The sequence below is a fragment of the Candidatus Obscuribacterales bacterium genome, from assembly GCA_036703605.1.
Taxonomy (GTDB): domain Bacteria; phylum Cyanobacteriota; class Cyanobacteriia; order RECH01; family RECH01; genus RECH01.
Window position 1 is genome coordinate 1 of sequence record DATNRH010000045.1, and the last position, 23,641, is coordinate 23,641.

Consider the following 23,641-nt stretch of genomic DNA (forward strand, 5'->3'; position numbering starts at 1 on the left):
AGACGCGCTAGATTCAGGTTCTAGTGTCTGCAAAGACTTCCGGGTTCAAGTCCCGGGTTCCGCATAATTTTAGACCCTTGATGGTAAAACATTCGCACATTAACGGGCAATGGGTCTGTAATTTTTCAATTTAAAGTTTCAATCAAGGTGGTCAGTCACAACTGATCACCTTAATTTTTGGCAAGTCATCTCCCTAAACCCAGTCCTAGAAAAACACAACCCTACGAGTATTTACGTACATCGCCGTTCTTATTGTTGCTATGATGTGGAGCAGCTTGTTAGAACGTCACCAGACTGTTCAGATATGACCTCTCAGACGTAAACCCACGATTGGAAGTATCGGTTATCTAAGTGCCTGTGGTGCGCCTTCCCCACAGTTCTTGATCGTCATCGCAACGTCACCTATCCAAGTCTTCATCGAGAGAGCGATCGCCCTCCTACCTCTCAGTGGACTCTCAGGTAGAAATCACCCATCACACTCATAGTTTACTTTCAATAACCTGCTTATCGTTCTACTGAGGTACAAATCTAGGCTCGGGTAACGCCTCTGCCCATGGCTTAGTTACGGCTGTACGTAAAACTAGTCAGGACTGCTGATGTTTCGCTTCTTGAAAACTCTTATTTCCCCGGTTTTCTCAGCAAGAATCATTTAGCATTGCTGTATGATGTCGCAAAGCTCGGATGCTAAGACCGAGTCGTTATCCTTGAGTCAGTTTAGGGTTCCTAGGTGTAATCTATCGACAGCCTAGTCCATCCTTGAACTAGGGGGCGATCGCTCCTCCCTTGTTTATCCATCCTTTGTTCATCTATTCTTCCTGTTGATGTTGTTAAGTTCATGACTGCTGCACCCATTCCTAGACAGCCAAGCCCTCCTGATCCTCCTGGCGACTCATCGTCAGAGATGACGCCTGTCTTTGCGCTGAAGGAATTGGTCTCGCGGCTCCACCGTGAACAAAATAAAATTCAAGACCTCCTCAGTTCCCTAGGCTTTGCGCTGCGGAGCTTCAACAACCTCAATCAGTTTTTAGAACTCACACCGCTGATTGCCAGCCGGGTGACCGATGCCGACGGCGGAGCGTTGATTTTGCTCAAGCCCAATGGACAGATGCGCCTAGAGCGGCTGCACTGTCAGGATGGACGCCAATGTCAAGACGTGCGCCGGGCCCTAGAGGCTGCCACCCGCCAAATTACCACCGCCTCAACGGGCAATTCTGGACGGGTGATCCTGCCGCTGCCGAACCTCACGGAAGTGCTGGATGCCCAAGTGAGCCACTTTTTGGGCCCAGAGGTGCGCCTCTTTGGCTCCCCCATTCTCATCAAAAATGCAGAGCGGGGACGGCTCTATGTCTTTAGCCATGATCCAGACTATGCCTGGACAGAAACCCGCCAAAAGCTGATTCGTCTGGTGGCCGACCAAACTGCCGTAGCTATAGAGAACGATCAGTTAACGGCGGAACTGCGCAAGAAAGAACGCCTCGATCGCGAACTGGAAATTGGTGCAGAAATTCAGCTTCAGCTTTTACCGCGCCACTGTCCCACCATTGAGGGGGTGGATCTGGCGGCCCTTTGTCAAACGGCCAACCGGGTCGGTGGCGATTATTACGACTTCATTCCTGCCAACTACGATCGCATTCGTCCCCGCAAGGGCGATCGCCCCGAGTCCCAGCGCTGGAGTTTGGCCATTGGCGATGTGATGGGCAAAGGCGTCCCGGCTGGCTTGATTATGACCATGCTGCGGGGCATGTTGCGGGCTGAAGTGCTCAACGGCCACTCCCCCGCCCGGATTTTGCAGCACCTGAACCATGTCATGTATGGCGATTTGGAAAACTCCAATCGCTTTGTGACCCTGTTCTATTCTGAATACGACACCCAAACCCAAGTGCTGTCCTACAGCAACGCCGCCCACAATCCACCTCTGCTCTGGCAAGCGGAAACCAATAAAATTCGCCGGCTAGATACCCTCGGAATGCTGATTGGGCTGGATGTGGATACCCAGTACTACGATGCCCAAATCCAGCTCTACCCAGGCGATACGCTCATCTATTACACCGATGGCTTCACCGATGCCGCTAACCGTCAGGGCGATCGCTTTGATGAAGAAAATCTGACCGCTGCTTTCCACTGGGCCTGCCACCATTGCTCGGGCCCCCAAGCCATCCTCGACCATCTCTTCAACGAAATCTGGCGATTCATTGGTCATGGTCGCGCCGCTGAGGATGACATGACCTTGGTTGTGATGCAAGTTCAACCGAAGCCAACTACCCTAGCGATCCAGGCCGATCACGATGGGGATGACGCTTCATCAGTAGCGCTAAACCAACGTCATCTCGACACAGATCATGCTGCGCAGGCAAACCTTGATCGGGATGTTGAATGATCCACAGAGGCTCCTTGTTAGTGGTAACAACCTCTATAAAATGGGGACTAACGCTTCCCTACCCTAGCGCAGTCTGTTATCCCTGCTTAGGCTTACCATAATGGCTGATTTCACCTTAGTAATTGGCAATAAGAACTATTCCTCTTGGTCTTTACGCCCCTGGTTTGTACTCCAGTATGTGGGAGCCGATTTCGAAGAAATTCGTATTCCCCTCGATCAACCCCAGACCAAAGCCCAGCTCTTGAGCCATTCCCCAACTGCTAGGGTGCCAGTGCTCAAGCATCAGCACCTCGTTCTGTGGGAATCCCTTGCCATTTGTGAATATCTGGCGGAGCAGTTTCCGGCTGCCCAGTTGTGGCCAGAGGCGGATCATGCACGAGCGATCGCCCGTGCCGTCAGTCATGAAATGCACGCCGGATTCACTGCCCTTCGCACCCACATGCCCATGGATTGCCGCAGCCGCTACCCTGGACAAGGGCACACCCCTGAGGTGTTAGCAGATATAGAGCGCATTCAAACACTCTGGCGCGACTGCCGCCAAACCTATGGCTCCGAAGGCGACTTTCTGTTCGGAGACATCACCATTGCCGATGCCATGTATGCCCCCGTCGTCTCTCGCTTCGTCACCTATGGCGTAGCAGGAGACCCCATCAGCCAAGCCTATTGTGATGCCATCTGGCACCATCCCGTCATGCAAACCTGGCTGACCGCTGCCGCCGCTGAGACTGAAGTGATTGAGCAACCCTAGGAGCAAATTCTGTAGTTCTTTTACCAAATTTTATATCGCTAGAGAATAAAGGTTTGACCTCTTTGCTGCTCAGAGTGATCAATACGTCTGAAGGTCGCAGATCCATTCATCCTAACCTGGTCGAAGAATCAAAGATGGGCTGAACTAAGCTCAACCCGAACGGTGCCCGTCGGAGCCCAAACGGCAGGATTTGCTGTGACCACAACAATATCAAACTCACATTCAAGGCATCGATTGGCTAAGAGAAATCGTTAATTTGCCTTGAAGGAGTAGGTCTCTGGGTTGATGCCTTTTGTCCCCAGGCAGCTTATGCTTAGGGAGATTCAACTTAGTGAGTATTCATACTTAAAGACTATGTTAGCGAAACGAAGAGGGCATGTTGCCTTAATTTCCGTCCATGCTGATCCTGCCATGCTGGCAGCAAACGGTATCGCTAGTGTCCAGAGTGCCTATGTAAAAAAGCTGGGTGAAGGACTAGCCCAAATGGGTTGGCAGGTGGACATGTTCACTCGGTGCACCGATCCAGAGCAGCTCTCTGAGGTAGAGCATCTGGAGGGATGTCGCACCATTCGACTGATGGCTGGAGAGGCAGCACCGCTGTCTGCCGATGACACCTATCAAGTGTTGCCGGACTTTGTCAAAGCATTTGTTCAATATCAAAGTAAATCCGGGATCCTCTACCCGCTGATTCACACCCATTCTTGGCTATCGGGCTGGGTTGGGCTGGAGCTGAAGCAACGCCAGCTCATTAAGTTGATCCATACACAGCATGCCCTAGGTAGCGATCGCTATCAGGATGCCACTACGATTCCCATGCTGGCCAGTGCCCAGATCAACACCGAAAAAGCCTGTCGGGATGGTGCAGATCAAGTGATTGCCCTCCACCCTGACGGAGAATCGTCTCACCAAGGCGCGATCGCCCTGGATGGCGCGGCGACGGTAGGCGAACTAGACGTGATGTACCGTTCCCTGCTCAACCAGCTCCACTGCGAGTTTTTCGCCGTCCAATCCGTTAGCTAATACGGGCAGCATCCAAGATCCCTGTCCTGCCTAACCCCGATCGTGATCAGGCAAATCTTGGGAGAGAGATTCTGGATGCTGTACTACTTCTGGCTCAAAAACTTCTAGAACCTCTTCATCCTGCATGGGAGGTTCTAGCGCTTCTTCCTGAGACTGGGGAAGCGATCGCAAATCTGGTAATTCCACCAACTCTTCTTCCTGAGGATCCTGAAGATCAAGGGGGATAGACAACGGTTCAGGCCGCTCAATCCAACAGCTCGCCACCGGCAGCGTATCTTCTAGGTCATCCAGCGGACGAGGGATAATCATTACGGCATGGAGCTCACCGATGCGCTCGGCTTCATGCATTCCCGCTTCCACCGCCACCGCCACATCTGCCACCCGTCCACGAATAATAGCTGTGCAGAGCCCTGCCCCCACCATTTCGTAGGAGGCAAGCTGCACATCTGCCGCCTTAAGCATGGCATCACAGGCTCCCACCATGGCCGGAAAGCCACGGGTTTCCACCAAACCAACCGCTTGATGGCTCAGACGGTTATAGCCACGTCCCTCCACGACGCTGGCCAGACGACTACCAATGGGCAACACAGCATCAAGATTGGGCAACGGTCGAGAAATCACCAGCTTTGAAATGAACTGACCAAACTGCTCAGCGGTTTCAGCTCCAACTTCGACAGCAATGCGTACATCCGATAGGTTCCCCCGCACCACCGCCGTGCAGTAACCGCTACCAATTTTTTCATACCCCACAAGCCGCACCCCAGATGACTTCAGCATCATATCAGCGGTGCCCACGATCGCTGGGAAGCTGCGGGTCGAGACTAATCCGAGTGCCTGATCTCGGAAATCGGTCGATCGCCCGGCCCCTTGAATAAATTTCGATGGTGGATTACGAAGCTCCATGATTGCCCTCGTGCGTCCTGTGGGTGAGCATCTACACCGCGTACTGAACCATAATGGACGATGATACAAGTATCGGATCATCTCCATCCACGATTGAGCCCCGACCGGATTGGGTGACTACATTAAACAAGCGCTTGCTGCTGGAACAGTTTTTGCTCTCTCGGTAAAGGTCAACAGACAAGAGACGGCTGAATCAAACTAGACAAACCCAACGCATGTGTTGCTTAGCTCTATCTTAGCCTGCTATTCCAAACTATCTCGCAGATTCATGGTCATGCCCTTCTACGAATCAGGCACATTCGGCTCATCCGAGTCTGATTGCAGCGCTTGCCGATGGGGAAACAACATGCCCATTAGGCGATCGAGAGAAGCTTGCCCATAAACGGGGGTCTGCGCCGGCTGGGACATGAACGGAGATGTATTCAAGTCATCATCGGAGCGATCGCCCCCCGTTGCACCGTTCTCCGATACGTTGGGTTCCGATGCGTTGGCCTTAGATAGTTCTGGAGATAGCTCTGGCGCAGCAGCCCCCATATCGGAGTCACTGCTTTCGTCTTCCCAGGGATCCGCGCTCAGCTCTCGATCGGTCAGAGTTACCGACCTAAACTGCATCTCACTTACGGTATGCTCCACGATCTGCTCTACAACCTGGCCCACCGTCTGTCCTGCCGCCGGCGGTAAAGCGGTTGCAGAACTGGCTGCGAATGGCGGTACCCCCTGTGTAGTCTGAGCCACCGCTTGACGACCCATCTGCCCTAGCAGCGTTCCCGCTGGCACCACAGTCCCGGCAGCCACATCACAAGCAAAGACGGTCACCCCCGATCCAAGGCAGGCATTCTGCCCTACCCGTCCAGCCCCTACCACCAACACCTGCAGTCCCAAAATTGCTCCCTGCTCAAGATGCACCGTACCTTGGTAGGCATGAAGCACCGACCCCATACCAATACACACTCCCGCTTCAATGACAATGCGACTTCCGGGATCAGCCTGAAGAACCACACCGGGAGCGATCGCTGTTCCAGGATGCAGGGTCACATCTCCACTGAGGATGAAATGGTTGTCATTGGTCGGTGGTAAGAGTGGCAGACTCATGAACTCAGTGCATCTGGTCAGTCAGGACTGTGGAACGATTCGGCACAGAGAAAAACTCAGTCACCATGACTTACCGCAGGTACTAAACCAGGCAAGCAACGGCAGCAGCAAGCTCCCCATACCTCATTGACCTAAACGTGAAACCGTCGATTAGTCGTCTCAATTATTCAGGGATCCAACCAACTCGGAACTGACGGTTTAGAACCCTAGGTTCCACCGTCAGTTCTTCATCGTGGGTTGACACAGTCCAGGCTATGGACGCTGAACCATAATTTCAGCTACCCGTTTCTTAGACTTGGTATCAATCCCAATCAGGCGAACATACTCACCTTGGTGCTCCGCCATACAGGCAGACAACGCTGCCATCACATCATCAGGGCGGGTGGATTGAACCGGCGCACAGTTCTTCCAGGTACCCGTGCGGAAACGGCGAGCATCCACGTGCTCCATGCCAATGCGATAGCCCTGGGACAGCAATTGCCGCACCTGATCCGCCACATCACTGCCTACAGATTTTGACGAGGAGCGGGATCCAGAGCCATTCGAAGACGAGGCACTGGCCCGAGGTGCTGTATAGCTGCTTGATGCAGAGGCCTTGGGAGCGCTGTCGCCTGGCCGTTGAATCATCACCTCTGCGACCCGGCGGCGCGATCGAGTATCAATACCAATCATCCGCACATATTCCCCGGCATGTTCAACCATGCAGGCGTTCAAAGCGGCGATCACATCGTTAGGGCGAGTTGCTTCAATGGGCGAGCAGCTCTTCCAGGTACCGGTGCGGAAGCGGCGAGCGTCTACATGCTCTGTGCCAATCTGATACCCCTGGGACAAGAGTTGATGGACTTGGTCAACCACCTCGCGGCTCAGTCCAGCGCTGCTTGCGGAGGGGGCAGGTGCATAGGCAGAAGAAGAGGCATAGCTGTTGCTGCGCTGTCCACTGCTGGATACAGATTTCGGTGCTTCACCGGGGCGCTGCACTACTGTTTCCAAAACCCGTCGCCGAGATTGGGTATCAATGCCAATCAAACGCACATATTCTCCGGCATGTTCGGCCATACAGGCTTCCAAGCCAGCCATCACGTCATTCAAGCGCGTAGACTGAATGGGAGCGCAGCTCTTCCATGTGCCGGTGCGGAAGCGGCGAGCATCCACATGCTCCATACCGATCCGGTAGCCCTGGGATAAAAGCTGACGCACCTGCTCAGCAATATCGCCAGAGACAGGCTGGGAAGACGGAGAGGCGATCGCTTGCCCAGACTGATAGGGCGAATAGTTGGAGATGGAGCGACGATCCTGGGAAGGAGCGGCACTGCCATTGCGATCGCCCGGTCTCTGCAACATCACCTCTGCAACCCGCCGCTTAGACCCCGTATCCACACCAATCATGCGGACATATTCTTGGCTATGTTCATCCAAACATCGCTCTAGGGCAGCAATCACCTCCGATCGCTGTCCAGCAGAAATCGACGGCCCTGTCTTCCACGAACTAATCCGATATCGACGCGCATCGGCAAACTCAGTGCTAATGCGATAGCCCTGAGTCAACAGTTGATGCACCTGCTCTACTACTTCTGGACTCAATTTCATACGTTGTACCTGCCCATCGCTATCATTGACCCTGTCAGCACTATCACCACTTGCTTGGTATACCTGCTCTAACTCACGGCGCAGGGTAGATACCTGCACGGCGTTCTCCGCTTGATGGGGATGCGATCGCACGGATTCATGGACACCCACCACATGTTGCACAAAGCGACTATCGGCTTCTTGCACATCCGGTAACTGATCGGCTTGTTGCTGAGACGTGATCACGGAACCAGATGGCACAAATTTTCCAGGTGGAATTTCCACGTCTTGAATCAACACATGCATCATAATGATGCAGCCTTGACCAATGCGAGCATTGAACAGGGTGGAGCGAAATCCGATAAAGCAATCATCCCCAACATAGGCTGGGCCATGGATCAGCGCCATGTGAGTGAGGGTGACTCGTTGCCCAATCCAAACGGAGTAGGAGCGGTCATTATCTCCCACCACTTGACCCTGATCTAAGCCATGAATGACAGCACCATCTTGAACACGACTGCCCTCACCAATAAAAAATGGGTGCCCCTCATCCGCTCGGATGGAGGTCCCTGGAGCGACCACTACGCCAGCTCCAATACAAACATCACCAATAATATTGGCGAATGAATGAACGTAGGCCGTGTCGTGAATTTGAGGCTGTGCCAAGCTTTTAGACCATGGTGTTGGGGGAGTAGCGGAGTAATGAGCTACCATAAGCATTCCCTTCTAAGCAATACAAACCAGTAAGCTAGGGCGATGCTTCCCTTGCCTAAACTCCAGACGGCAATCAAACATACCTAGATGGATGCAGCGATCGCTGTCTTTTAGACTTCACCCCCAGCCGGTAATTCTAGAGGTAAGAGCGACCAGAAGCGATCGCCCTTACCTCCGAACCCTAGACGTCAGCGATCCGAGTCGCGTTTACTGTAAAACAAGCGATTGTCTAGGCTGACGGTATCGATAATGCCAATGACCAAAGCATCCAGTGGACGCGATTCACTGCCGCTCACCTGTCGAGCAGCACTGCCTCGGCTCACCAACACCCATTCATCAACCCCAGCACCCACCGTATCTGCAGCCACCTCATACTCGGGCAACGGGTTTCCCTGTTCATCGAGCAATTGGAGTAACAAGAATTTGACCCCAGTTAAACTTGGATCTTTTTGAGTGCTGACGACCGTACCGCACACCTTCGCAATCTGCATCGAACCTCGGATCTTGTTGAGCGCTGACTACCATTTCACAAACCTTAGCAAGCTGCTTCAGGTCTATGGACGGTTCATCGGACGGATACCGGTGACGCTCTCCCGGAATGCTTCTACCGCTTCGGTATAGCGAATTGGTAGCACGTACTCTAAGTTTTCGTGCGGACGAGCAATGATGTGGGTGGAGAGAACTTGACCGCCGTTGACGCGCTTCACATTCTCGATACCGGCAGCCACGGAAGCTTGCACTTCAGAGACATCACCCCGGACAATCACGGTCACGCGACCGCTACCAATCTTTTCGTAGCCCACCAAGGTGACCCGAGCAGCCTTAACCATCGCATCAGCGGCTTCCACAACAGCGGGGAACCCTAGCGTTTCTACCATTCCAACTGCAATTGACATGAGACCTTACTCCCTTCCAGTTAACGTAATGAACAAACTTTTGTATCGTGGCACTCGTTCCCTGCCTATCTTCAGAATGACACCTTAAGGTACAACTGAAGACAAACCAAGGGTGCTGATGCAAACACCAACAACGAGACTCCTTTAAGTCCGGAACTGCTCAACGGCTTCGGTATAGCGAATGGGCAGCACGTACTCTAAGTTCTCGTGGGGGCGAGCAATGATGTGGGTGGAGAGAACTTCCCCCCCATTCACCCGCTTTGTACAGTCAATCCCTGCCGATATGGAAGCCTGTACTTCAGAGACATCGCCACGCACAATCACGGTGACACGTCCACTGCCGATTTTTTCATAGCCGACTAGAGTGACACGCGCCGCTTTGACCATGGCATCAGCCGCTTCCACAACAGCGGGAAATCCCCTGGTTTCAATCATTCCGACTGCGATTGGCATCTCTCGTCTCCCACAAAGAAAACTGACAAAACTTCTAAACCTTTTTCTGACGTGATCGACGGGATGGTCGATTTTAATTATTCAGAAAAGCACCGTAAAATTCCCAAGATTAAGAATACAGGTGGTGGATCAGGTTTGACAATATAAAGCAAAATGATTCTTGTTTATGCGAAAAATAATCCAGACTTATCATACAGCCATTCTTGGGTGTACGAACCAGGGATAACCGGTCAAGGAGATAGGGGATCAGAGGGATGAATGCATCCACAAACCGACCCTTCTTTCGATAGAGCCATGGTCTGCCCAGCTGCATTGTTTATCCTTGAACGCTAAACAGCGCCTACCGCCTCAACAAGACACCATGTTGAGTACATCCGACTGCTAGCCTAAGCAAAAGAGAACTAAAACTTAGGAATGACGGGTCAACGATCAAGCTTCACCGAAGACAGGCGAGGTTACGATACTCACACATTCACACATTTAGATTGGGGGGCTTCGTATGATTGCGATCGCTTTGTCACTAGCCTTACCATCAAAACTGTCAAATTGTGAAGATTAACATCATCTAAGGTGCATAAAGCTCATTAGATGCATTGTATGCTCACCATTTCATCTAGCGATCAACGTCTGCCTCTATCATCTAAGCACTAATTGAACATCCTTTCAGGCAACTAAAGTTGAGGAGATGATCATTGAAGACAAGGATTCAAATCAACTAAGGGTTCAAAACACATTAGAGGATATTTGACTCACAAACTCTGATGATCTGCCTTTAATAGTACCAAGCTGCTGCCCCGGTTTCTTGCGTTCAAAAGTGGCTTCAACATTAGGTTAGATTGATTCATACTTTGTTACGCATAGCCATAAATCTCAACAAATTAGCGATCGCTTCAGATGAATAGTGTTAACAAATATATCTTTTCGGCTCCATGTATCAATCTCCAAGGTGGTTGGAGGGCGCGATCGCATCCATGCATGAATACCTCAAACCTCAACTCACCAATCTATCTGCCATTCTTCTTCAGCTCCCATGAGACATAGATCAGCCACCAAGCCCCTTTCTGATCCCTCGCATGGCTCACCGCAGAGCTTTTTTTTTGCAGAAACAACTAGGGCGATATGCGTTGCCATTCAGGCGTGATCTAGGCGCAATCCATCGCAATACAGCAGGCGATCGCCATGGGTATCGGCCCATTTATCCACCGATGCATCGCCGTTTCGTAACGGTTTCTTATCAACTCGATAGGAGCAAGGCACCCGGTGAGGGGGGAGTCTTATGTCACAATCAGGATGAGGTTTGGAACCATCCTTGCTCAAACGTCTCTAATAACATTCACAAATGTTTGAGATAATTCATAAGGTAATAGTTGCAAAAGGCAATCTCTCAGGTTGAGTCTGGCACATCCTTCAGGCTCATCTAGCCTAGGCCGCGATCGCTCTAGCGCTGTTTCACCGACAGTACATCCCCTGTTCCTGTGAGATCTCGACCGCGCTTGTCTCCTTTTTAAAACTTCTTTGTAGAACTGTTCTATCGCCTGTAATGACCCAGTTTTTTCTGCAAACAATTTGGCTTGTTCCGTTTTATGGCGTAGCGGGAGCACTGGTGACTATACCCTGGTCGGCGGGGATGATTCATCGCACAGGGCCGCGTCCGGGCGCTTATATTAACCTTTTTATGACCCTGCTCTCCTTTGTGCATGGGTCGATTGGCTTTATACAAGTTTGGGGGCAGCCGCCACAACAGCTTGCTCTGCAATGGCTCCAGGCAGCTGACCTAGAAATCGCCCTCACTATTGAAATCTCTCCCATCAGCCTTGGAGCGATGGAGCTTGTAACCTGCATTAGCCTACTGGCACAGATTTACGCCCTAGGCTACATGGAAAAAGACTGGTCATTGGCTCGATTCTTTGGGCTGATGGGCTTTTTTGAGGGTGCCTTGGCAGGGATTGCCCTTAGCGATTCACTCTTCCTCAGCTACGGCTTACTGGAGATGCTGACCCTGTCTACCTATCTTTTGGTGGGGTTTTGGTATGCCCAGCCCCTGGTGGTGACAGCGGCCCGAGATGCTTTTTTGACTAAACGGGTGGGCGATATTATTTTGCTGATGGGGCTGGTGGCCTTATCAAGCTATGGTGAAGGACTCAACTTTTCTGAACTTGCCGACTGGGCAGACACCACACCCTTAGTTCCCTGGGTTGCGGCAGCCCTTGGACTTTCATTGATTGCTGGTCCCACGGGTAAATGTGCCCAATTTCCCTTAAATCTATGGCTCGATGAAGCCATGGAAGGGCCAAACCCAGCCGGAATTTTGCGAAATTCTGTGGTGGTATCGGCGGGAGCCTATGTCTTGATCAAGCTGCAGCCCGTGTTCACCCTTTCACCGGTTTCGGCAAGCGCGCTGATCGTGATTGGCACCGTCACAGCCATTGGAGCCTCGCTGATGGCGATCGCTCAGATTGACATCAAGCGCACCCTCTCCCACTCTACCAGCGCCTACATCGGTTTAGTATTCATTGCCGTGGGCTTGGGCCATGTAGATATTGCCCTCCTGATTCTCTTTAGTCATGCAGTTGCCAAAGCGCTGCTCTTCATGAGTGCTGGGGGCATCATTATGACCACCAGTGGCCAGAACATCACCGAAATGGGCGGGCTGTGGTCGCGGATGCCGGCTACCACCACCGCCTTTGTAGTAGGTTCAGCCGGGCTCGTAGCCGTAACACCCTTGGGCATGTTTTGGACGATACATCGCTGGCTCGATGGAACGTGGACAGACTCTTGGTGGCTATTGACCGTGCTGGCTTTTGCCAACCTCCTCAGTGCCATTAATCTCACCCGAGTGTTTCGGCTCGTCTTTTTAGGAACCCCCCAAGCCAAAACTCGCCGGGCTCCAGAGGTGCCTTGGCCCATGGCCATCCCCATGGTGACCCTGAGCATCGTCACCATTCTCGCCTATACTGTGCCCCAACACTGGCAGTTTTGGCTCAGTCCAACCACGCCATTAATAGCTCAAGATAGCTTGTTTTCGCAGATCGCGATGCCCATCGAGTTGGCAGCCGGTCTTATCGGCTGTGGCATCGGATTTTCCATAGAACTGCGACGGGCCTGGTCGCGCCCTTCTCGCATATCTCTCAGGTTTTTACAAGATCTCCTCGCCTACGACTTTTACATCGAGAAAATCTACAACGTCACCGTAGTAGCAGCAGTGAGTTGGCTATCGTGGCTATCCGACTGGGTTGATCGCTACATCATTGATGGGGCTGTCAACCTGGTGGGGTTAGCGACCATTTTTAGCGGGCAGGGATTGCGCTATAACGTCTCAGGGCAATTCCGATTCTACGTATTAACCATTTTGCTGGGGGTCGGGCTGTTGTTGATGGTCACCGTCAACCTGCCGTCCTAGTGCTGTATCGCACCAACGCTGTATCGCATACCAATACAAGCCGATTCAGCCGTCGATTCAATTGAGCCGTGATGTAGGGAGCAAAACAACAACAGATGCTGAGTGCCTTGATTTGGCTACCTCTCCTAGGAGCAATCGTCATTTCCTGCTTTCCGAGTACCGTCTCATCGCGTACAGTGCGGCAAGTGAGTCTGGTTCTCGCGATCGTTTTACTCGTTTGGACTATTGTGATTGGCAGTCAGTTTGACCTAACTGCCACCGAAATGCAGTTTACCGAATTGCTGCCTTGGCTAGACACCATCGGGTTGAACTATAGCCTGGGATTAGATGGGCTATCATTACCCCTGTTGTTTTTGAATGCGCTGCTCAACGTCGTAGCGATCGCTGCCACGGATCCAGATATCCCCCGGTCTCGCTTCTACTATGCGCTAATTTTTGTGTTGAACGTGGGCGTGGCCGGTGCGTTTCTAGCCCAAAACCTACTGCTGTTCTTCCTGTTTTACGAAATCGAAATTCTGCCCCTCTATTTCCTCATTGCTATCTGGGGAGGACAGAAACGCGGATACGCCGCCACCAAGTTTTTGATTTACACCGCCGCATCGGGTGTGCTGATTCTCGCCGCCTTTTTAGGAACCGTTTGGTTTACGGGAGCCAGCAGCTTTGCCTACGATCCAGGGCGATCGCAACTCCTCCCCCTCGGCACTCAGCTTCTACTCCTATCCGGCATCCTGCTAGGGTTTGGCATTAAAACACCGTTCATTCCTCTCCATACCTGGCTGCCCGATGCCCACGTGGAAGCCTCCACCCCCGTCTCGGTGCTTCTAGCCGGCGTACTGCTGAAATTGGGTACCTACGGTCTCCTGCGCTTTGGCCTGTCGATGTTCCTAGACGCCTGGACCTATCTAGCACCTTGGTTAGCTACCTGGGCCGCCGTGGGAGCCCTCTATGGTGCCTGTTGTGCGATCGCCCAGCAGGACATGAAAAAGGTGGTTGCCTACTCTTCCATCGCCCACATGGCCTTTGTCCTCCTAGCGACCGCCGCCACCACCCGCCTTAGCCTGATCGCCGCTGTCGCCCAAATGGTCAGCCATGGACTAATCTCTGCCCTGCTCTTTCTCCTTGTGGGCGTGGTGTACAAAAAAACCGGCACCCGAGACGTTCAGGTCTTGAGGGGGCTCTTAAATCCCGAGCGTGGGCTGCCCCTGATTGGCAGCTTGATGATTCTAGCCGCCATGGCCAGCGCTGGCATTCCCGGAATGGTGGGCTTTATTGCCGAATTTATGGTCTTTCGCAGCAGCTTTCCCATCTTCCCGATTCAAACGCTGCTGTGTATGGTGGGAACAGGGCTTACTGCTGTCTATTTTCTCCTGATGATCAATCGGGTCTTCTTTGGGCGATTGAATGCTCCCTTTGACAAACTACCCAAGGTCAATTGGAACGATCGCATCCCGGCCCTCGTACTTGTAGCCTTCATTTTAGTATTAGGGCTACAGCCCAACTGGCTCGTGCGCTGGAGTGAATCTGAGTCAGGAATGCTCCTGACCAGAATGTCGATGAGAACGCCACCGCCCGTGGCCCTCACCGCCAAAATAGAGCCTGCCCGGCTGCTTCCATAGCGGTTCGTATACGTCGATTCATCACCCACAGTTTGCCATGCTGAGCACCCAACTCGATCCCTCCAAACATCCCCTTGCTCCCTATATTTACCAACTAGAATCGGGGCAGGCCCTGCTTCCCGACTCCCCCACCCACGTTACCGAAGTCGTCGGCATCCTTAAAAGCTACGGGGTCGTTCTGGATGCCTATTCCATCAATTTGAACTATATTGCCGACCATCAATGTTTGGTGATCTTGCCCTTCTTCAAATATTTCAACGGTCAAGTTTCAGTCACGAAACTTCTCCGGCATTGGTGGCACGATCGCATTAACTATGAATATGCCGAATATTGCATGAAAGGCATGTTTTGGCATGGGGGCGGCGGCTTAGATGCCTACCTCGATACCCCAGACTTTCGTCAGCGGGCCGAGGCCTTAATCCGCGATAAATTTAAGACCAACCCATTCATGCTAGGACTGCATCGCTTGTTTCCCGAGTTCTTGCCAGAACAACTGCGGATGATGGCCTACTACAGCGGTCTTGGCCAGTTCTGGCGGGTCATGAGCGATATGTTTTTGTCGCTCTCCGATCGCTACGATGCGGGAGAGATTACAACTATTCCTGACGTAGTCAGCCATATTCGCGAGGGTCTTGTGGCAGCGGCTAGCCAGCCCATTGTCTACAACGTCCAATTGGGCGATCGCACCCATGAAATCATTCCCCCCTCTGCTGGCTTGACCTTTCTCGCCGACACCGCCGTGCCCTATGTCGAGGCCATTTTCTTTCGCGGCACTCCCTTTCCGGGCACCATTTCCTACAACGCTCAGGCGTACCAAATCCCGTTCTATCAGCAAGACTTTGCCTACGGTGCCCTCTTTGCCGACCCTCTCCCCGTCGGTGGTTCAGGCATTCCCCCCACCTTGCTGATGCAAGATATGCGTCACTTTTTGCCCGACTATCTGCGCGACCTCTATCAGCAGAGCACCCGCCAAGACGATGATCTACGGGTGAAAATCTGTGAGACGTTTCAGAAATCTATGTTTTGCGTCACCACTGCCACCATTCAAGGATTAGCGCCCTACCCCCTGTCTACCACCACCTTAGACGAACGGCGCGCCAATCGAGCCTACCTAGAAAACTGGATGAATCGCTTTATCACATCTCGGATTCAAGAAGTTCAAATCTAGCCAGACAGGTCATGCTAGAGCCCATTCGTGCCCCATCTAGGGATAGCCCTTAACCGAATATCGATTGTTCTTAGCAGATTTTTGATGGAAAAATCGTGCTGAGTTCAGCCCCTTGGTTAAAATAGAAAATGATTTAATGTAACGCCGTTTGATCCACGCTGGGTGAACTGAAGTATCCTGACGCTTTTTTTCACATAAAGGATTTTGGTGAAGGCAAATAGCGCAGCAAACGGCGGGACGATTGTGTGGATGAACGCACATATCCTGATTTCAGGTGGGCGGGTTCCACAAATGGACTGAAATTGTTGATTAAGTTAGAAGGAGTAGTCTTACATGACCCAGGTGCTCTTAGGGGAAAATGAAGGAATCGAGTCAGCACTGCGTCGGTTTAAACGTCAGGTCTCAAAGGCAGGAATTTTGGCGGATGTCAAAAGCCATCGACACTTTGAAACACCGCAGGAAAAGCGGAAGCGGAAAGCGGTGATGGCTCGACGTAAGCGGCGGTTTCGGTAACCAACGGGCGATCGCCACATCTGTTGTAACCCTTGAAGCGGGGACGAAAGGGCCTAGATGACGTGGCCCTTTCCATGACCCCGCCGCGATCGCCTCCCATTTCCCCTCAACTCAGCCTACAGTCAGCCCGTAGTGGCAAAACAGACATCTTCTCCAGCAAGCTTCTAGGGTAAAGGTCGCGGCAGGGCAAGCTCGCCTACAGCATCACTTCATCGGCAAAGCTAGCCCAGCGAACAAAGTGGAATGGGCCGGCGATGGAGCCCCATAGATGTTCATCCGTCTTGGGATCCCGCCCTCGATCTAGGCTAATAAAGCGATCGGCATCAATTTCAAATTCGCTATCCAGGTAGGTGAGCTGCCCCTTGCGCTCCACCATACAGGCCTTCCCCGGTTCAACAACGCCTTTGAAGGACGTGCCCGTCCAGTGAACCACCATATTACAGCCCGGCATTTTCTGGAGGCGATCGCTCGTCACATCCTTCAGGCGTTCTGGGTGGCGAGAAGCATTAAACAGCGCTTCTTGATCCGCGACGAGATAATTTTCAATTTCAATATGGTCGCCCATATCTAGCAGCTTCAGCACCCGCAGACGGTACGGCGCATTTAAATTAATATCGTAGGCTTGCTCCACCAAAAAGCTCATTCCCGACAACTGCTCCGGCGGCAGGGGGCGCATACAGACACGGATATGGGCAAAAAAGGGTGGATTTTCAAATGCTTGAGGCTGGTTACTAAAGTCTGCCGCCATCCAGCGGGCTAGGGTTTTGATATCTGTAGAATGGGTCATAACAGAATATTAAACAGATGAATAACACAGGGAGCGATCGCGCCCCATTGCATTGTACGAGACTTTTGAACGCCAACTTCTGCCTAAAAATCAAAGTAAATATAGGGAGAACTTTCGCTAGGTGCCAGGAGCCAAGCGGCAAAGAGACAAATAGGCACCAGCAGGATTTTAACCGGCCAATTGAGCTGTAGCTTGAGCCCCCGCTGCACGCCATAGATCGCTATCATCACTAGGGCGATCGCCCCTAGAATCACAGCAATTTCTGCCCGTCCCATCTGCAGCGTTTCCACATAGATTTTTTGCCCAAACTGCACATCCGCCGGATGTCCCCACAAATGGGTGAGCACCCACCAGGAATCTCGCAGATTCGGCAGTCGGAAAAAGATCCAGGCTACGAACACCATCGACTGGGTCGCGCCCCAAGCCACCAACGTACCGGGAATACTTTGCCACCATTGAGCCAACTGGGGCGATCGCTCTGACAAGGCATGGGTAAGACGATGCAGCACCAGCGCTACACCATGCACGGCTCCCCACACCACAAATCCCCAGGCCGCGCCATGCCAAATGCCAGCAATCACCATAATGATCAGCAAATTCAAGCAGGTGCGACTCAGACCCTGGCGCGATCCCCCCAAGGGAAAATAGAGATAGTTGCGCAGCCAGTCCCCGAGGGTCATATGCCAGCGCCGCCAAAAGTCGGCAATGTTGGTCGTCAAATAGGGAAAGTCAAAGTTTTGAGGCAGCGAGAAACCCATGAGCATGGCCGTGCCCCGCGCCACATCCACATAGCCGCTGAAATCTAGGTAGAGCTGAAATCCATAGGCGATCGCCGCCAGCCATAGATCGCCACTCCCCGCCCGCTCCAAGTTGGCAAAGCTCAGATCTACCAGCGTGCCCAAGTGATCCGCCAATAGTAGTTTCTTCACTGCCCCGCAGGAAATCAGCCATAGAGCATCGACAATTTTGACGGTGCTAGGAAACTGAGCCGCCTGCACCTCTTGCATAAACGGATGAAAACGGGTGATCGGCCCAGAGATGAGCTTAGGAAAAAACAGCTTATAGGTGGCAAATTTGAGAAAACTCTGGCTGGCAGGCGCACCCCGATAGACATCCACCAAATAGGCGATACATTCAAAACAGAAAAAGCTAATGCCCAAGGGAGCCATAATCTGGGTGGCCACCCAACTCGCCGACGCTTGGGCTGCGGGCCAGGCAAAGGCTAGCCCCAGGGATGACAGCAGAAAAGGTACATACTTGAAGCCCAGCAGCAGCAAGACATTCACCACAATGCCTAGCCACAGCAATCTAAAACGGCGGCGGCCCCAGTCTTGCTGGGCAAAGTCCCAGTCTACGTTGTCAATGCGCCAGTCGAGCGGGGCTCCCAAATCTAGCCCAATGCGGAAGGTCACCAAGGCAATGACGAGCAGCAACGGCACGTACTGAAGCTGCAGGGAACTGTAGAACACCAAGCTAGCTAGCAGCAAGACCCACAATCGCAGCGATCGCCCCTCAACTGCCCAGTACACTCCCAGCACGCTGAGCAGAAATATGCCATACAAAATGGATAGTAATGTCATTGCTTGTGCTCCATGGCGATCGAGCTGGCGATCGGGCTGTGATCCCACCGCTCATTTTACTATCGCCAGTATAGGGGCACCTCCAGCAGACTGGCCTTCCTCAACAGAAGAACGGTGCAGCTAAAACAATCTTGTCTGAGCAACCAACTTAGTTAGCAGATGAGCGGTTCCAACGAAACCAGTTCATAAGCTGACTGCGATGGGCTTGCGTCTGAATTTGTTCAGGCGTAGCTACATCCTGTCTCTCCTGCCCATCTCCATCGATCTGAGCCGATCGCTTGGGACGAGTAAAAACTGTGTTGGCTAAGCGATTAAAAAACATCAGGAAAAACCTCATAATGTATTGAATTACACAGAAATTTTAACTCTTTTTACATTCAAAACAAAGCTGATGTCATCACTCGTTAACCTCATAACCAAACTGACCGTCGCCCGTGATGCTGACAGGGGCATAGGCACCACGGGTCGTGAGAGGATTTGCAGCTCGCCTCCGACGCTAAGCTCTTGGCAACTCTCCGCTCTCAATCAACAGGGAGGCTTTGGTTAACCCCGGCTTTCTAGTCCAACGTCATCCCGGCTTCAACAAGGCCCGTCGCCTACACCCTTGCTCCTGCGGATACGTGTTCCCCCTGTGTGCCTGGGACACGGCACCCTTGAGCCAGGATGGTACATTGATGTAGGCACAGCAGGTGCTCCCGGGGAAGGAGCACTTCGGGATAGTATAGAGATATGGTTAGAAGCGTTGACATTCGTGGCCTCCCCCACGCCTATTCTTTAACGTCTGAAACGGCAGTGCCGACAGTGCTGGTCTTTGTCCATGGATGGCTCCTGAGCCAGGCCTATTGGCAGCCCGTCATTCAGCATCTATCGGCTGACTATCAGTGCCTATCCTATGACCTGCGAGGATTTGGTCAATCTCAGCCCATAGCCGATTACAACATTCATCCCCAAACCCTAGAGCAGCGCTCAGAAGCGATCGCCGTTGGAGCCAGTTGTAGCCGATCGCTCACTGAGGTGCCGACGTCTAGGTCAGAGTATGCCCATACACCTGCCGCCTACGCCGAAGACCTCTTGCAATTGCTGCAAGCCCTGAATATTCAGAATGCCTGGCTTGTGGGGCATTCCCTTGGCGGGAGCATTGCCCTTTGGGCTGCCCACCAGTCACCGAGTGCGATCGCTGGCGTCGTTTGTGTGAACTCGGGGGGAGGCATTTATCTGAAAGAAGAGTTTGAGCGGTTTCGCATGGCTGGCACCCAGCTCGTCAAGCTACGTCCCCGCTGGCTGCCCCAAGTGCCGTTACTCGATGTTCCCTTTGCCCGCATGAATGTGGCTCAGCCGATCTCCCGTCAGTGGGCAAGACAACGTCTCCTCGATTGGGTAGCAGCCCATCCCACAGCAGCCCTCGGCGCATTGCTGGAGTCTACTACCGAGGCGGAAGTGCATTACCTGCCGCGCCTGGTAGCTGGGTTGCCACAGCCCGTCTACTTCCTAGCAGGAGAGCAAGATGACGTGATGGAGCCCACCTATGTAAACCACCTAGCTAGCTTCCATCCACTCTTTGAATGCTGTGGTCACAATGTCCTTCAAGTCTCTAACTGTGGACATCTCTCCATGCTGGAGCATCCTGGGACAGTAGCTCAATACATTCGCCAAGTTGTGACGCTTCATTCATAGAGCTTGAGCACATCCTCCACCGCCATGCGAGACTGTACCCCCAACGATAGGGGCGATCGCCGTCCATGGGCCAGATGCTCCGCCGCCGCGCAGGCAATCATAGCGGCATTATCGGTGCAGAACTTCAGGGGCGGAAAAATCACCCGCAGCCCCTTGTCAGCCGCCGCTGCCGTTAGATGCTGCCGTAGACCGCTGTTGGCCGCAACACCGCCGCCCACCACGATGGTAGTTAGTTGATGATCGAGGGCGCAGGCGATCGCTCGTTTGGTAAGCGATCGGGCCACCGTAGATTGAAAGCTAGCAGCTAGATCTGCTACTGGCAAATCCGGAGTCTGCGCCTGGAGAGACTGGGTCAGCCGCAAAACAGCCGTTTTCAGACCGCTAAAGCTGGAATCATAGGGATGGTAGCCGCCTTGGGGCAGAGAAATTTTTCCCTCTGGCAAGGCGTAGGCCTGGGGATTTCCTTGGGCCGCGAGGCGATCGATCACCGGGCCACCTGGATAACCTAGGTCTAGCAAACGCGCAACCTTATCAAAGGCTTCCCCCGCTGCATCATCGTGGGTTTGCCCCAGCGTTGTGTAATGCCCACAGCCTTGAACGTACAGCAGGCTAGTATGCCCACCTGATACCAAAAGACAGAGAAAGGGCGGTTCTAAAGTCGGTTCCGTGAGATAGGAAGCGTAGATATGCCCTTCTAGGTGATGGACGCCCAGAAACGGCTTTTGATGCAGCAAAGCCAAGGTTTTAGCCGCACTCAGCCCCACCAGCAACGCTCCCACCAGCCCCGGTGCCACCGTAGCCGCAACGCCATCGATGCTATCCCAGGACAGATCTGCTTGATCCAGCGCTTGAGCGATCGCCCAGTTGACAGTTTCCACATGCTGCCGAGAGGCCACCTCCGGCACCACTCCCCCATAAGGGCGATGAATGTCGATCTGAGACGACACCACACTGGTCAACACGTGGCGATCGCTGACAATGGCGACGGCCGTTTCATCACAACTGGTTTCAATAGCGAGGGTCGTTACCATACAAGACCAGATAATTAGAGCTGTCGAGAGCTGGTGAAGAACAGGTTACAAACAGATGACGCAAGAAGCACAGGGGTAGGATATTCTACCCACTCCATCCCCTCAGACTACACGATGAACCGGTTACCCAGGGGACGATCGCTCACTCATGAACTCATCAATGTAACGATTTACAGCATGAGTTCGTCATTTGATGCACTGTTTGGTAGAGAACTAGAGATTAACAGGATCGATCGGATTCCAGACGAGTCTTAAAAGAGAGCGATCGCCCGGCTCTAAATGTTAACAAATATCAAGAACTATACACCTCCGTCCCAGTTCATGAAGATACTAATTCTGAGGTTTATGTCCAGCATAGTCCATCCTAAAACTCAGCTTACGGGCTGATTAAGATCGACTCTGTTGACATAGCTGTGCCACCGCTCCGCCAATTAAATCAAGCGGTTGGGCGATCGCACACCGACAGATGCATCGCGATAGATTTGGAGATGTTTTCGAATAGATCCATTGATATTGCAGATGGGTTACCTCTAAACATTTTCAATGCTTGAAAGGGTATGAAAATGAATGGGATGTTGCGCTTTACTGAGACCATTCAGAAGAGTATGATTGCTCTGAAGTTCAACTGCTAAACGCATCCATAACTTCATTTTTGTACAAAAATCTTTGTTTTTCGTAATAAAGGGAAGCAATTCCAATGAGACGATTGTTTGCTCTACTTCTAGTTATTAGTCTTTGGATTGGCTTTGTTCCTCCAGCCTCCGCTGATGTAGCTGGACTAACCCCCTGTGGTGAGTCTGCTGCCTTCCAGCAACGCGCTGCTGCCGCTACAACGCCTCAAGCCAAAGCCCGTTTTGTAAAATATGCTGATTCCAGCCTCCTCTGCGGCACCGATGGGTTGCCTCACCTAGTGGCTGATGGTCGCTGGAGCCATGCCAGCGAATTTATGATTCCAGGTCTGATGTTCCTCTACATTGCCGGATGGATTGGTTGGGTGGGCCGTGCCTACCTAATTGCCGTTCGCGGTGAAAAGAATGCCGAAGAGAAGGAAATCGTGATCGATGTTCCTCTAGCTACCAAGGTGATGCTAACGGGCTTTGCTTGGCCGTTGGCTGCTCTGAAAGAATTTTCGAGCGGTGAACTCGTGGCTAAGGATGCAGAAATTACGGTTTCTCCCCGCTAGGCACATCTGTTTCCGTAAGGGTAGGAGCGATCGCTCCTGGCTCAGCGGATCATCTTTTTCGAGACGACTGATTTATTCCTAAGTTGAGATTGGAGTCTAGCTCATGCAGGATCTCTTGAAGTATTTGTCTACCGCGCCGGTTTTGGCAGCAGCCTGGATGCTGGTCACGGCTGGTATCTTGATTGAATTCAACCGGTTCTACCCAGACCTGTTGTTTACACCGTTCTAACCCTGTCAACCAGGCCCAAACGGTTTGCCAGACTTAGGGTTAACACCCTAGATGCTTGCTCACGTACAAAAAAACCGCCAACTTGGCGGTTTTTTTGTGTCTTCACTTCATGCCTAAAACTGGCTTAATACAGCCCCAACCAAGCCAAAAGACCTTGGCCCGTCGTGTACTCAATTACCAAGGTCAGGACAAATCCAATCATGGCAGCCCGTCCGTTCAAGCGGTCGGAATAGTCGTTGAACCCAAATTTCGGCTCTGTCAACTTGGGAGTCACAGAAGGTTGAGGGTTAGTCATTAGCAGCACAACCGTTTACAAAACGTTACAGTATTTCTCCATTGTGGAGAACCCTGGCGCGATCGTCAAGGGAGGTTTAGGAATCGGAGACCGTCTTCAGGTAGGCAGCGATCGCTTCTGTTGCCACCTCCGTCATGGGGCGTCCCTGCTGTTCCGCCGCTGTTTTGAGCTGGGCGTAGATCTCATCCCCCACACCAATCCGATAGCGAGAGCGGTTGGGCGATCGCGATGATTTGGGCTGATAGGTAGCGCTAAACTGCCGCAGCGCCTCAAAGCCAACCCGATGGCAAAAGTCACCAAAGCTTTCCCCTATCTGGCGCTGTTGCTTGAACTGGGCGAACAACGGTTCTAGGGTTTTCTCTAGGTCAGCGATCGCCATGCGATCCATATAGGGTT

General features: G+C 52.4%; 22 protein-coding genes. 11 read left to right on the forward strand and 11 right to left on the reverse strand.

The window, feature by feature from the left end:
* Positions 1-835 precede the first annotated feature (835 nt).
* The 3 genes from V6D20_01030 (at position 836) to V6D20_01040 (ending at position 4,145) form a co-directional block, all read left to right on the forward strand.
* A complete protein-coding gene (locus tag V6D20_01030) occupies positions 836-2,377 on the forward strand; it encodes a PP2C family protein-serine/threonine phosphatase (protein ID HEY9814380.1) in 1,542 nt (513 codons plus the stop codon).
* A 100-nt stretch (positions 2,378-2,477) separates the two neighbouring features.
* Positions 2,478-3,125 (forward strand): glutathione S-transferase family protein, encoded by a 648-nt coding sequence (locus V6D20_01035; GenBank protein HEY9814381.1) that lies wholly within the window; start codon positions 2,478-2,480, stop codon positions 3,123-3,125.
* Positions 3,126-3,479: 354 nt separating this feature from the next.
* Entirely contained in the window at positions 3,480-4,145 is a 666-nt protein-coding gene (locus V6D20_01040) for a glycosyltransferase (GenBank protein ID HEY9814382.1), read from the forward strand.
* A 30-nt stretch (positions 4,146-4,175) separates the two neighbouring features.
* On the opposite strand, the gene V6D20_01045 is transcribed toward V6D20_01040, so the two are convergent.
* The 6 genes from V6D20_01045 to V6D20_01070 form a co-directional block, all read right to left on the reverse strand.
* Complete coding sequence (locus V6D20_01045) at positions 4,176-5,048, reverse strand: BMC domain-containing protein (GenBank protein HEY9814383.1); 873 nt, start codon at positions 5,046-5,048, stop codon at positions 4,176-4,178.
* A gap of 282 nt (positions 5,049-5,330) precedes the next feature.
* Entirely contained in the window at positions 5,331-6,140 is an 810-nt protein-coding gene (locus V6D20_01050; protein HEY9814384.1) for a hypothetical protein, read from the reverse strand.
* Positions 6,141-6,392: 252 nt separating this feature from the next.
* On the reverse strand, positions 6,393-8,372 hold the full coding sequence (locus V6D20_01055) for a ribulose bisphosphate carboxylase small subunit (GenBank protein ID HEY9814385.1): 1,980 nt from the start codon (positions 8,370-8,372) through the stop codon (positions 6,393-6,395).
* Positions 8,373-8,608: 236 nt separating this feature from the next.
* Positions 8,609-8,911, reverse strand: coding sequence for a EutN/CcmL family microcompartment protein (locus V6D20_01060; protein ID HEY9814386.1), 303 nt, complete (start codon positions 8,909-8,911; stop codon positions 8,609-8,611).
* A 63-nt stretch (positions 8,912-8,974) separates the two neighbouring features.
* The gene (locus V6D20_01065) at positions 8,975-9,316 is read right to left on the reverse strand and encodes a carbon dioxide-concentrating mechanism protein CcmK (protein ID HEY9814387.1); all 342 of its coding nucleotides are present in this window, start codon (positions 9,314-9,316) and stop codon (positions 8,975-8,977) included.
* Positions 9,317-9,460: 144 nt separating this feature from the next.
* A complete protein-coding gene (locus V6D20_01070) occupies positions 9,461-9,769 on the reverse strand; it encodes a BMC domain-containing protein (protein HEY9814388.1) in 309 nt (102 codons plus the stop codon).
* Positions 9,770-11,309: 1,540 nt separating this feature from the next.
* Between V6D20_01070 and V6D20_01075 the strand changes: the two genes are divergently transcribed.
* From V6D20_01075 to V6D20_01095, 5 genes are all read left to right on the forward strand, one after another.
* Positions 11,310-13,169, forward strand: a complete 1,860-nt coding sequence (locus tag V6D20_01075) for an NAD(P)H-quinone oxidoreductase subunit F (GenBank protein HEY9814389.1) — start codon at positions 11,310-11,312, stop codon at positions 13,167-13,169.
* 95 nt (positions 13,170-13,264) lie between these two features.
* A complete protein-coding gene (locus V6D20_01080) occupies positions 13,265-14,785 on the forward strand; it encodes an NADH-quinone oxidoreductase subunit M (GenBank protein ID HEY9814390.1) in 1,521 nt (506 codons plus the stop codon).
* Positions 14,786-14,822: 37 nt separating this feature from the next.
* On the forward strand, positions 14,823-15,953 hold the full coding sequence (locus tag V6D20_01085; GenBank protein ID HEY9814391.1) for a CO2 hydration protein: 1,131 nt from the start codon (positions 14,823-14,825) through the stop codon (positions 15,951-15,953).
* A 333-nt stretch (positions 15,954-16,286) separates the two neighbouring features.
* The gene (gene rpsU / locus V6D20_01090; GenBank protein HEY9814392.1) at positions 16,287-16,466 is read left to right on the forward strand and encodes a 30S ribosomal protein S21; all 180 of its coding nucleotides are present in this window, start codon (positions 16,287-16,289) and stop codon (positions 16,464-16,466) included.
* Positions 16,467-16,498: 32 nt separating this feature from the next.
* Positions 16,499-16,639 carry a hypothetical protein gene (locus V6D20_01095; protein ID HEY9814393.1) on the forward strand — a complete coding sequence of 47 codons (141 nt, stop codon included), beginning with the start codon at positions 16,499-16,501 and terminating at the stop codon, positions 16,637-16,639.
* A 23-nt stretch (positions 16,640-16,662) separates the two neighbouring features.
* Here V6D20_01095 and V6D20_01100 read toward each other — a convergent pair whose 3' ends face one another.
* Both V6D20_01100 and V6D20_01105 read right to left on the reverse strand, forming a co-directional pair.
* Positions 16,663-17,253 (reverse strand): chromophore lyase CpcT/CpeT, encoded by a 591-nt coding sequence (locus tag V6D20_01100; protein ID HEY9814394.1) that lies wholly within the window; start codon positions 17,251-17,253, stop codon positions 16,663-16,665.
* Between the two features lie 83 nt (positions 17,254-17,336).
* On the reverse strand, positions 17,337-18,833 hold the full coding sequence (locus tag V6D20_01105; protein HEY9814395.1) for an MBOAT family protein: 1,497 nt from the start codon (positions 18,831-18,833) through the stop codon (positions 17,337-17,339).
* 729 nt (positions 18,834-19,562) lie between these two features.
* Here V6D20_01105 and V6D20_01110 point away from each other — a divergent pair.
* Entirely contained in the window at positions 19,563-20,507 is a 945-nt protein-coding gene (locus V6D20_01110; GenBank protein HEY9814396.1) for an alpha/beta hydrolase, read from the forward strand.
* Here V6D20_01110 and tsaD read toward each other — a convergent pair.
* Complete coding sequence (gene tsaD / locus V6D20_01115; GenBank protein ID HEY9814397.1) at positions 20,498-21,538, reverse strand: tRNA (adenosine(37)-N6)-threonylcarbamoyltransferase complex transferase subunit TsaD; 1,041 nt, start codon at positions 21,536-21,538, stop codon at positions 20,498-20,500. The two genes, V6D20_01110 and tsaD, sit on opposite strands and share 10 nt — an antisense overlap.
* Before the next feature lie 697 nt (positions 21,539-22,235).
* On the opposite strand from tsaD, the gene V6D20_01120 reads away from it, so the two are divergent.
* On the forward strand, positions 22,236-22,721 hold the full coding sequence (locus V6D20_01120; GenBank protein HEY9814398.1) for a hypothetical protein: 486 nt from the start codon (positions 22,236-22,238) through the stop codon (positions 22,719-22,721).
* Between the two features lie 103 nt (positions 22,722-22,824).
* The gene (gene psaJ, locus V6D20_01125) at positions 22,825-22,950 is read left to right on the forward strand and encodes a photosystem I reaction center subunit IX (protein HEY9814399.1); all 126 of its coding nucleotides are present in this window, start codon (positions 22,825-22,827) and stop codon (positions 22,948-22,950) included.
* 124 nt (positions 22,951-23,074) lie between these two features.
* Here the strand turns inward: psaJ and V6D20_01130 are convergent, their stop codons facing one another.
* Together V6D20_01130 and V6D20_01135 are read right to left on the reverse strand one after the other, a co-directional pair.
* Complete coding sequence (locus V6D20_01130; protein HEY9814400.1) at positions 23,075-23,224, reverse strand: hypothetical protein; 150 nt, start codon at positions 23,222-23,224, stop codon at positions 23,075-23,077.
* A 97-nt stretch (positions 23,225-23,321) separates the two neighbouring features.
* Positions 23,322-23,641 (reverse strand): hypothetical protein (locus V6D20_01135; GenBank protein HEY9814401.1); only part of this gene is annotated, 320 nt, incomplete at its 5' end.

Bases quoted from the DNA above. Each gene is read 5' to 3' on its own strand.
- psaJ (HEY9814399.1), top strand. From the start codon at position 22,825: ATGCAGGATCTCTTGAAGTATTTGTCTACCGCGCCGGTTTTGGCAGCA.
- V6D20_01075 (HEY9814389.1), top strand. From the start codon at position 11,310: ATGACCCAGTTTTTTCTGCAAACAATTTGGCTTGTTCCGTTTTATGGC.
- V6D20_01040 (HEY9814382.1), top strand. From the start codon at position 3,480: ATGTTAGCGAAACGAAGAGGGCATGTTGCCTTAATTTCCGTCCATGCT.
- V6D20_01050 (HEY9814384.1), bottom strand. From the start codon at position 6,140: ATGAGTCTGCCACTCTTACCACCGACCAATGACAACCATTTCATCCTC.
- tsaD (HEY9814397.1), bottom strand. From the start codon at position 21,538: ATGGTAACGACCCTCGCTATTGAAACCAGTTGTGATGAAACGGCCGTC.
- V6D20_01085 (HEY9814391.1), top strand. From the start codon at position 14,823: ATGCTGAGCACCCAACTCGATCCCTCCAAACATCCCCTTGCTCCCTAT.
- V6D20_01065 (HEY9814387.1), bottom strand. From the start codon at position 9,316: ATGTCAATTGCAGTTGGAATGGTAGAAACGCTAGGGTTCCCCGCTGTT.
- V6D20_01105 (HEY9814395.1), bottom strand. From the start codon at position 18,833: ATGACATTACTATCCATTTTGTATGGCATATTTCTGCTCAGCGTGCTG.
- V6D20_01100 (HEY9814394.1), bottom strand. From the start codon at position 17,253: ATGACCCATTCTACAGATATCAAAACCCTAGCCCGCTGGATGGCGGCA.
- V6D20_01080 (HEY9814390.1), top strand. From the start codon at position 13,265: ATGCTGAGTGCCTTGATTTGGCTACCTCTCCTAGGAGCAATCGTCATT.
- V6D20_01070 (HEY9814388.1), bottom strand. From the start codon at position 9,769: ATGCCAATCGCAGTCGGAATGATTGAAACCAGGGGATTTCCCGCTGTT.
- rpsU (HEY9814392.1), top strand. From the start codon at position 16,287: ATGACCCAGGTGCTCTTAGGGGAAAATGAAGGAATCGAGTCAGCACTG.
- V6D20_01060 (HEY9814386.1), bottom strand. From the start codon at position 8,911: ATGCAGATTGCGAAGGTGTGCGGTACGGTCGTCAGCACTCAAAAAGAT.
- V6D20_01120 (HEY9814398.1), top strand. From the start codon at position 22,236: ATGAGACGATTGTTTGCTCTACTTCTAGTTATTAGTCTTTGGATTGGC.
- V6D20_01030 (HEY9814380.1), top strand. From the start codon at position 836: ATGACTGCTGCACCCATTCCTAGACAGCCAAGCCCTCCTGATCCTCCT.
- V6D20_01110 (HEY9814396.1), top strand. From the start codon at position 19,563: ATGGTTAGAAGCGTTGACATTCGTGGCCTCCCCCACGCCTATTCTTTA.
- V6D20_01045 (HEY9814383.1), bottom strand. From the start codon at position 5,048: ATGGAGCTTCGTAATCCACCATCGAAATTTATTCAAGGGGCCGGGCGA.
- V6D20_01035 (HEY9814381.1), top strand. From the start codon at position 2,478: ATGGCTGATTTCACCTTAGTAATTGGCAATAAGAACTATTCCTCTTGG.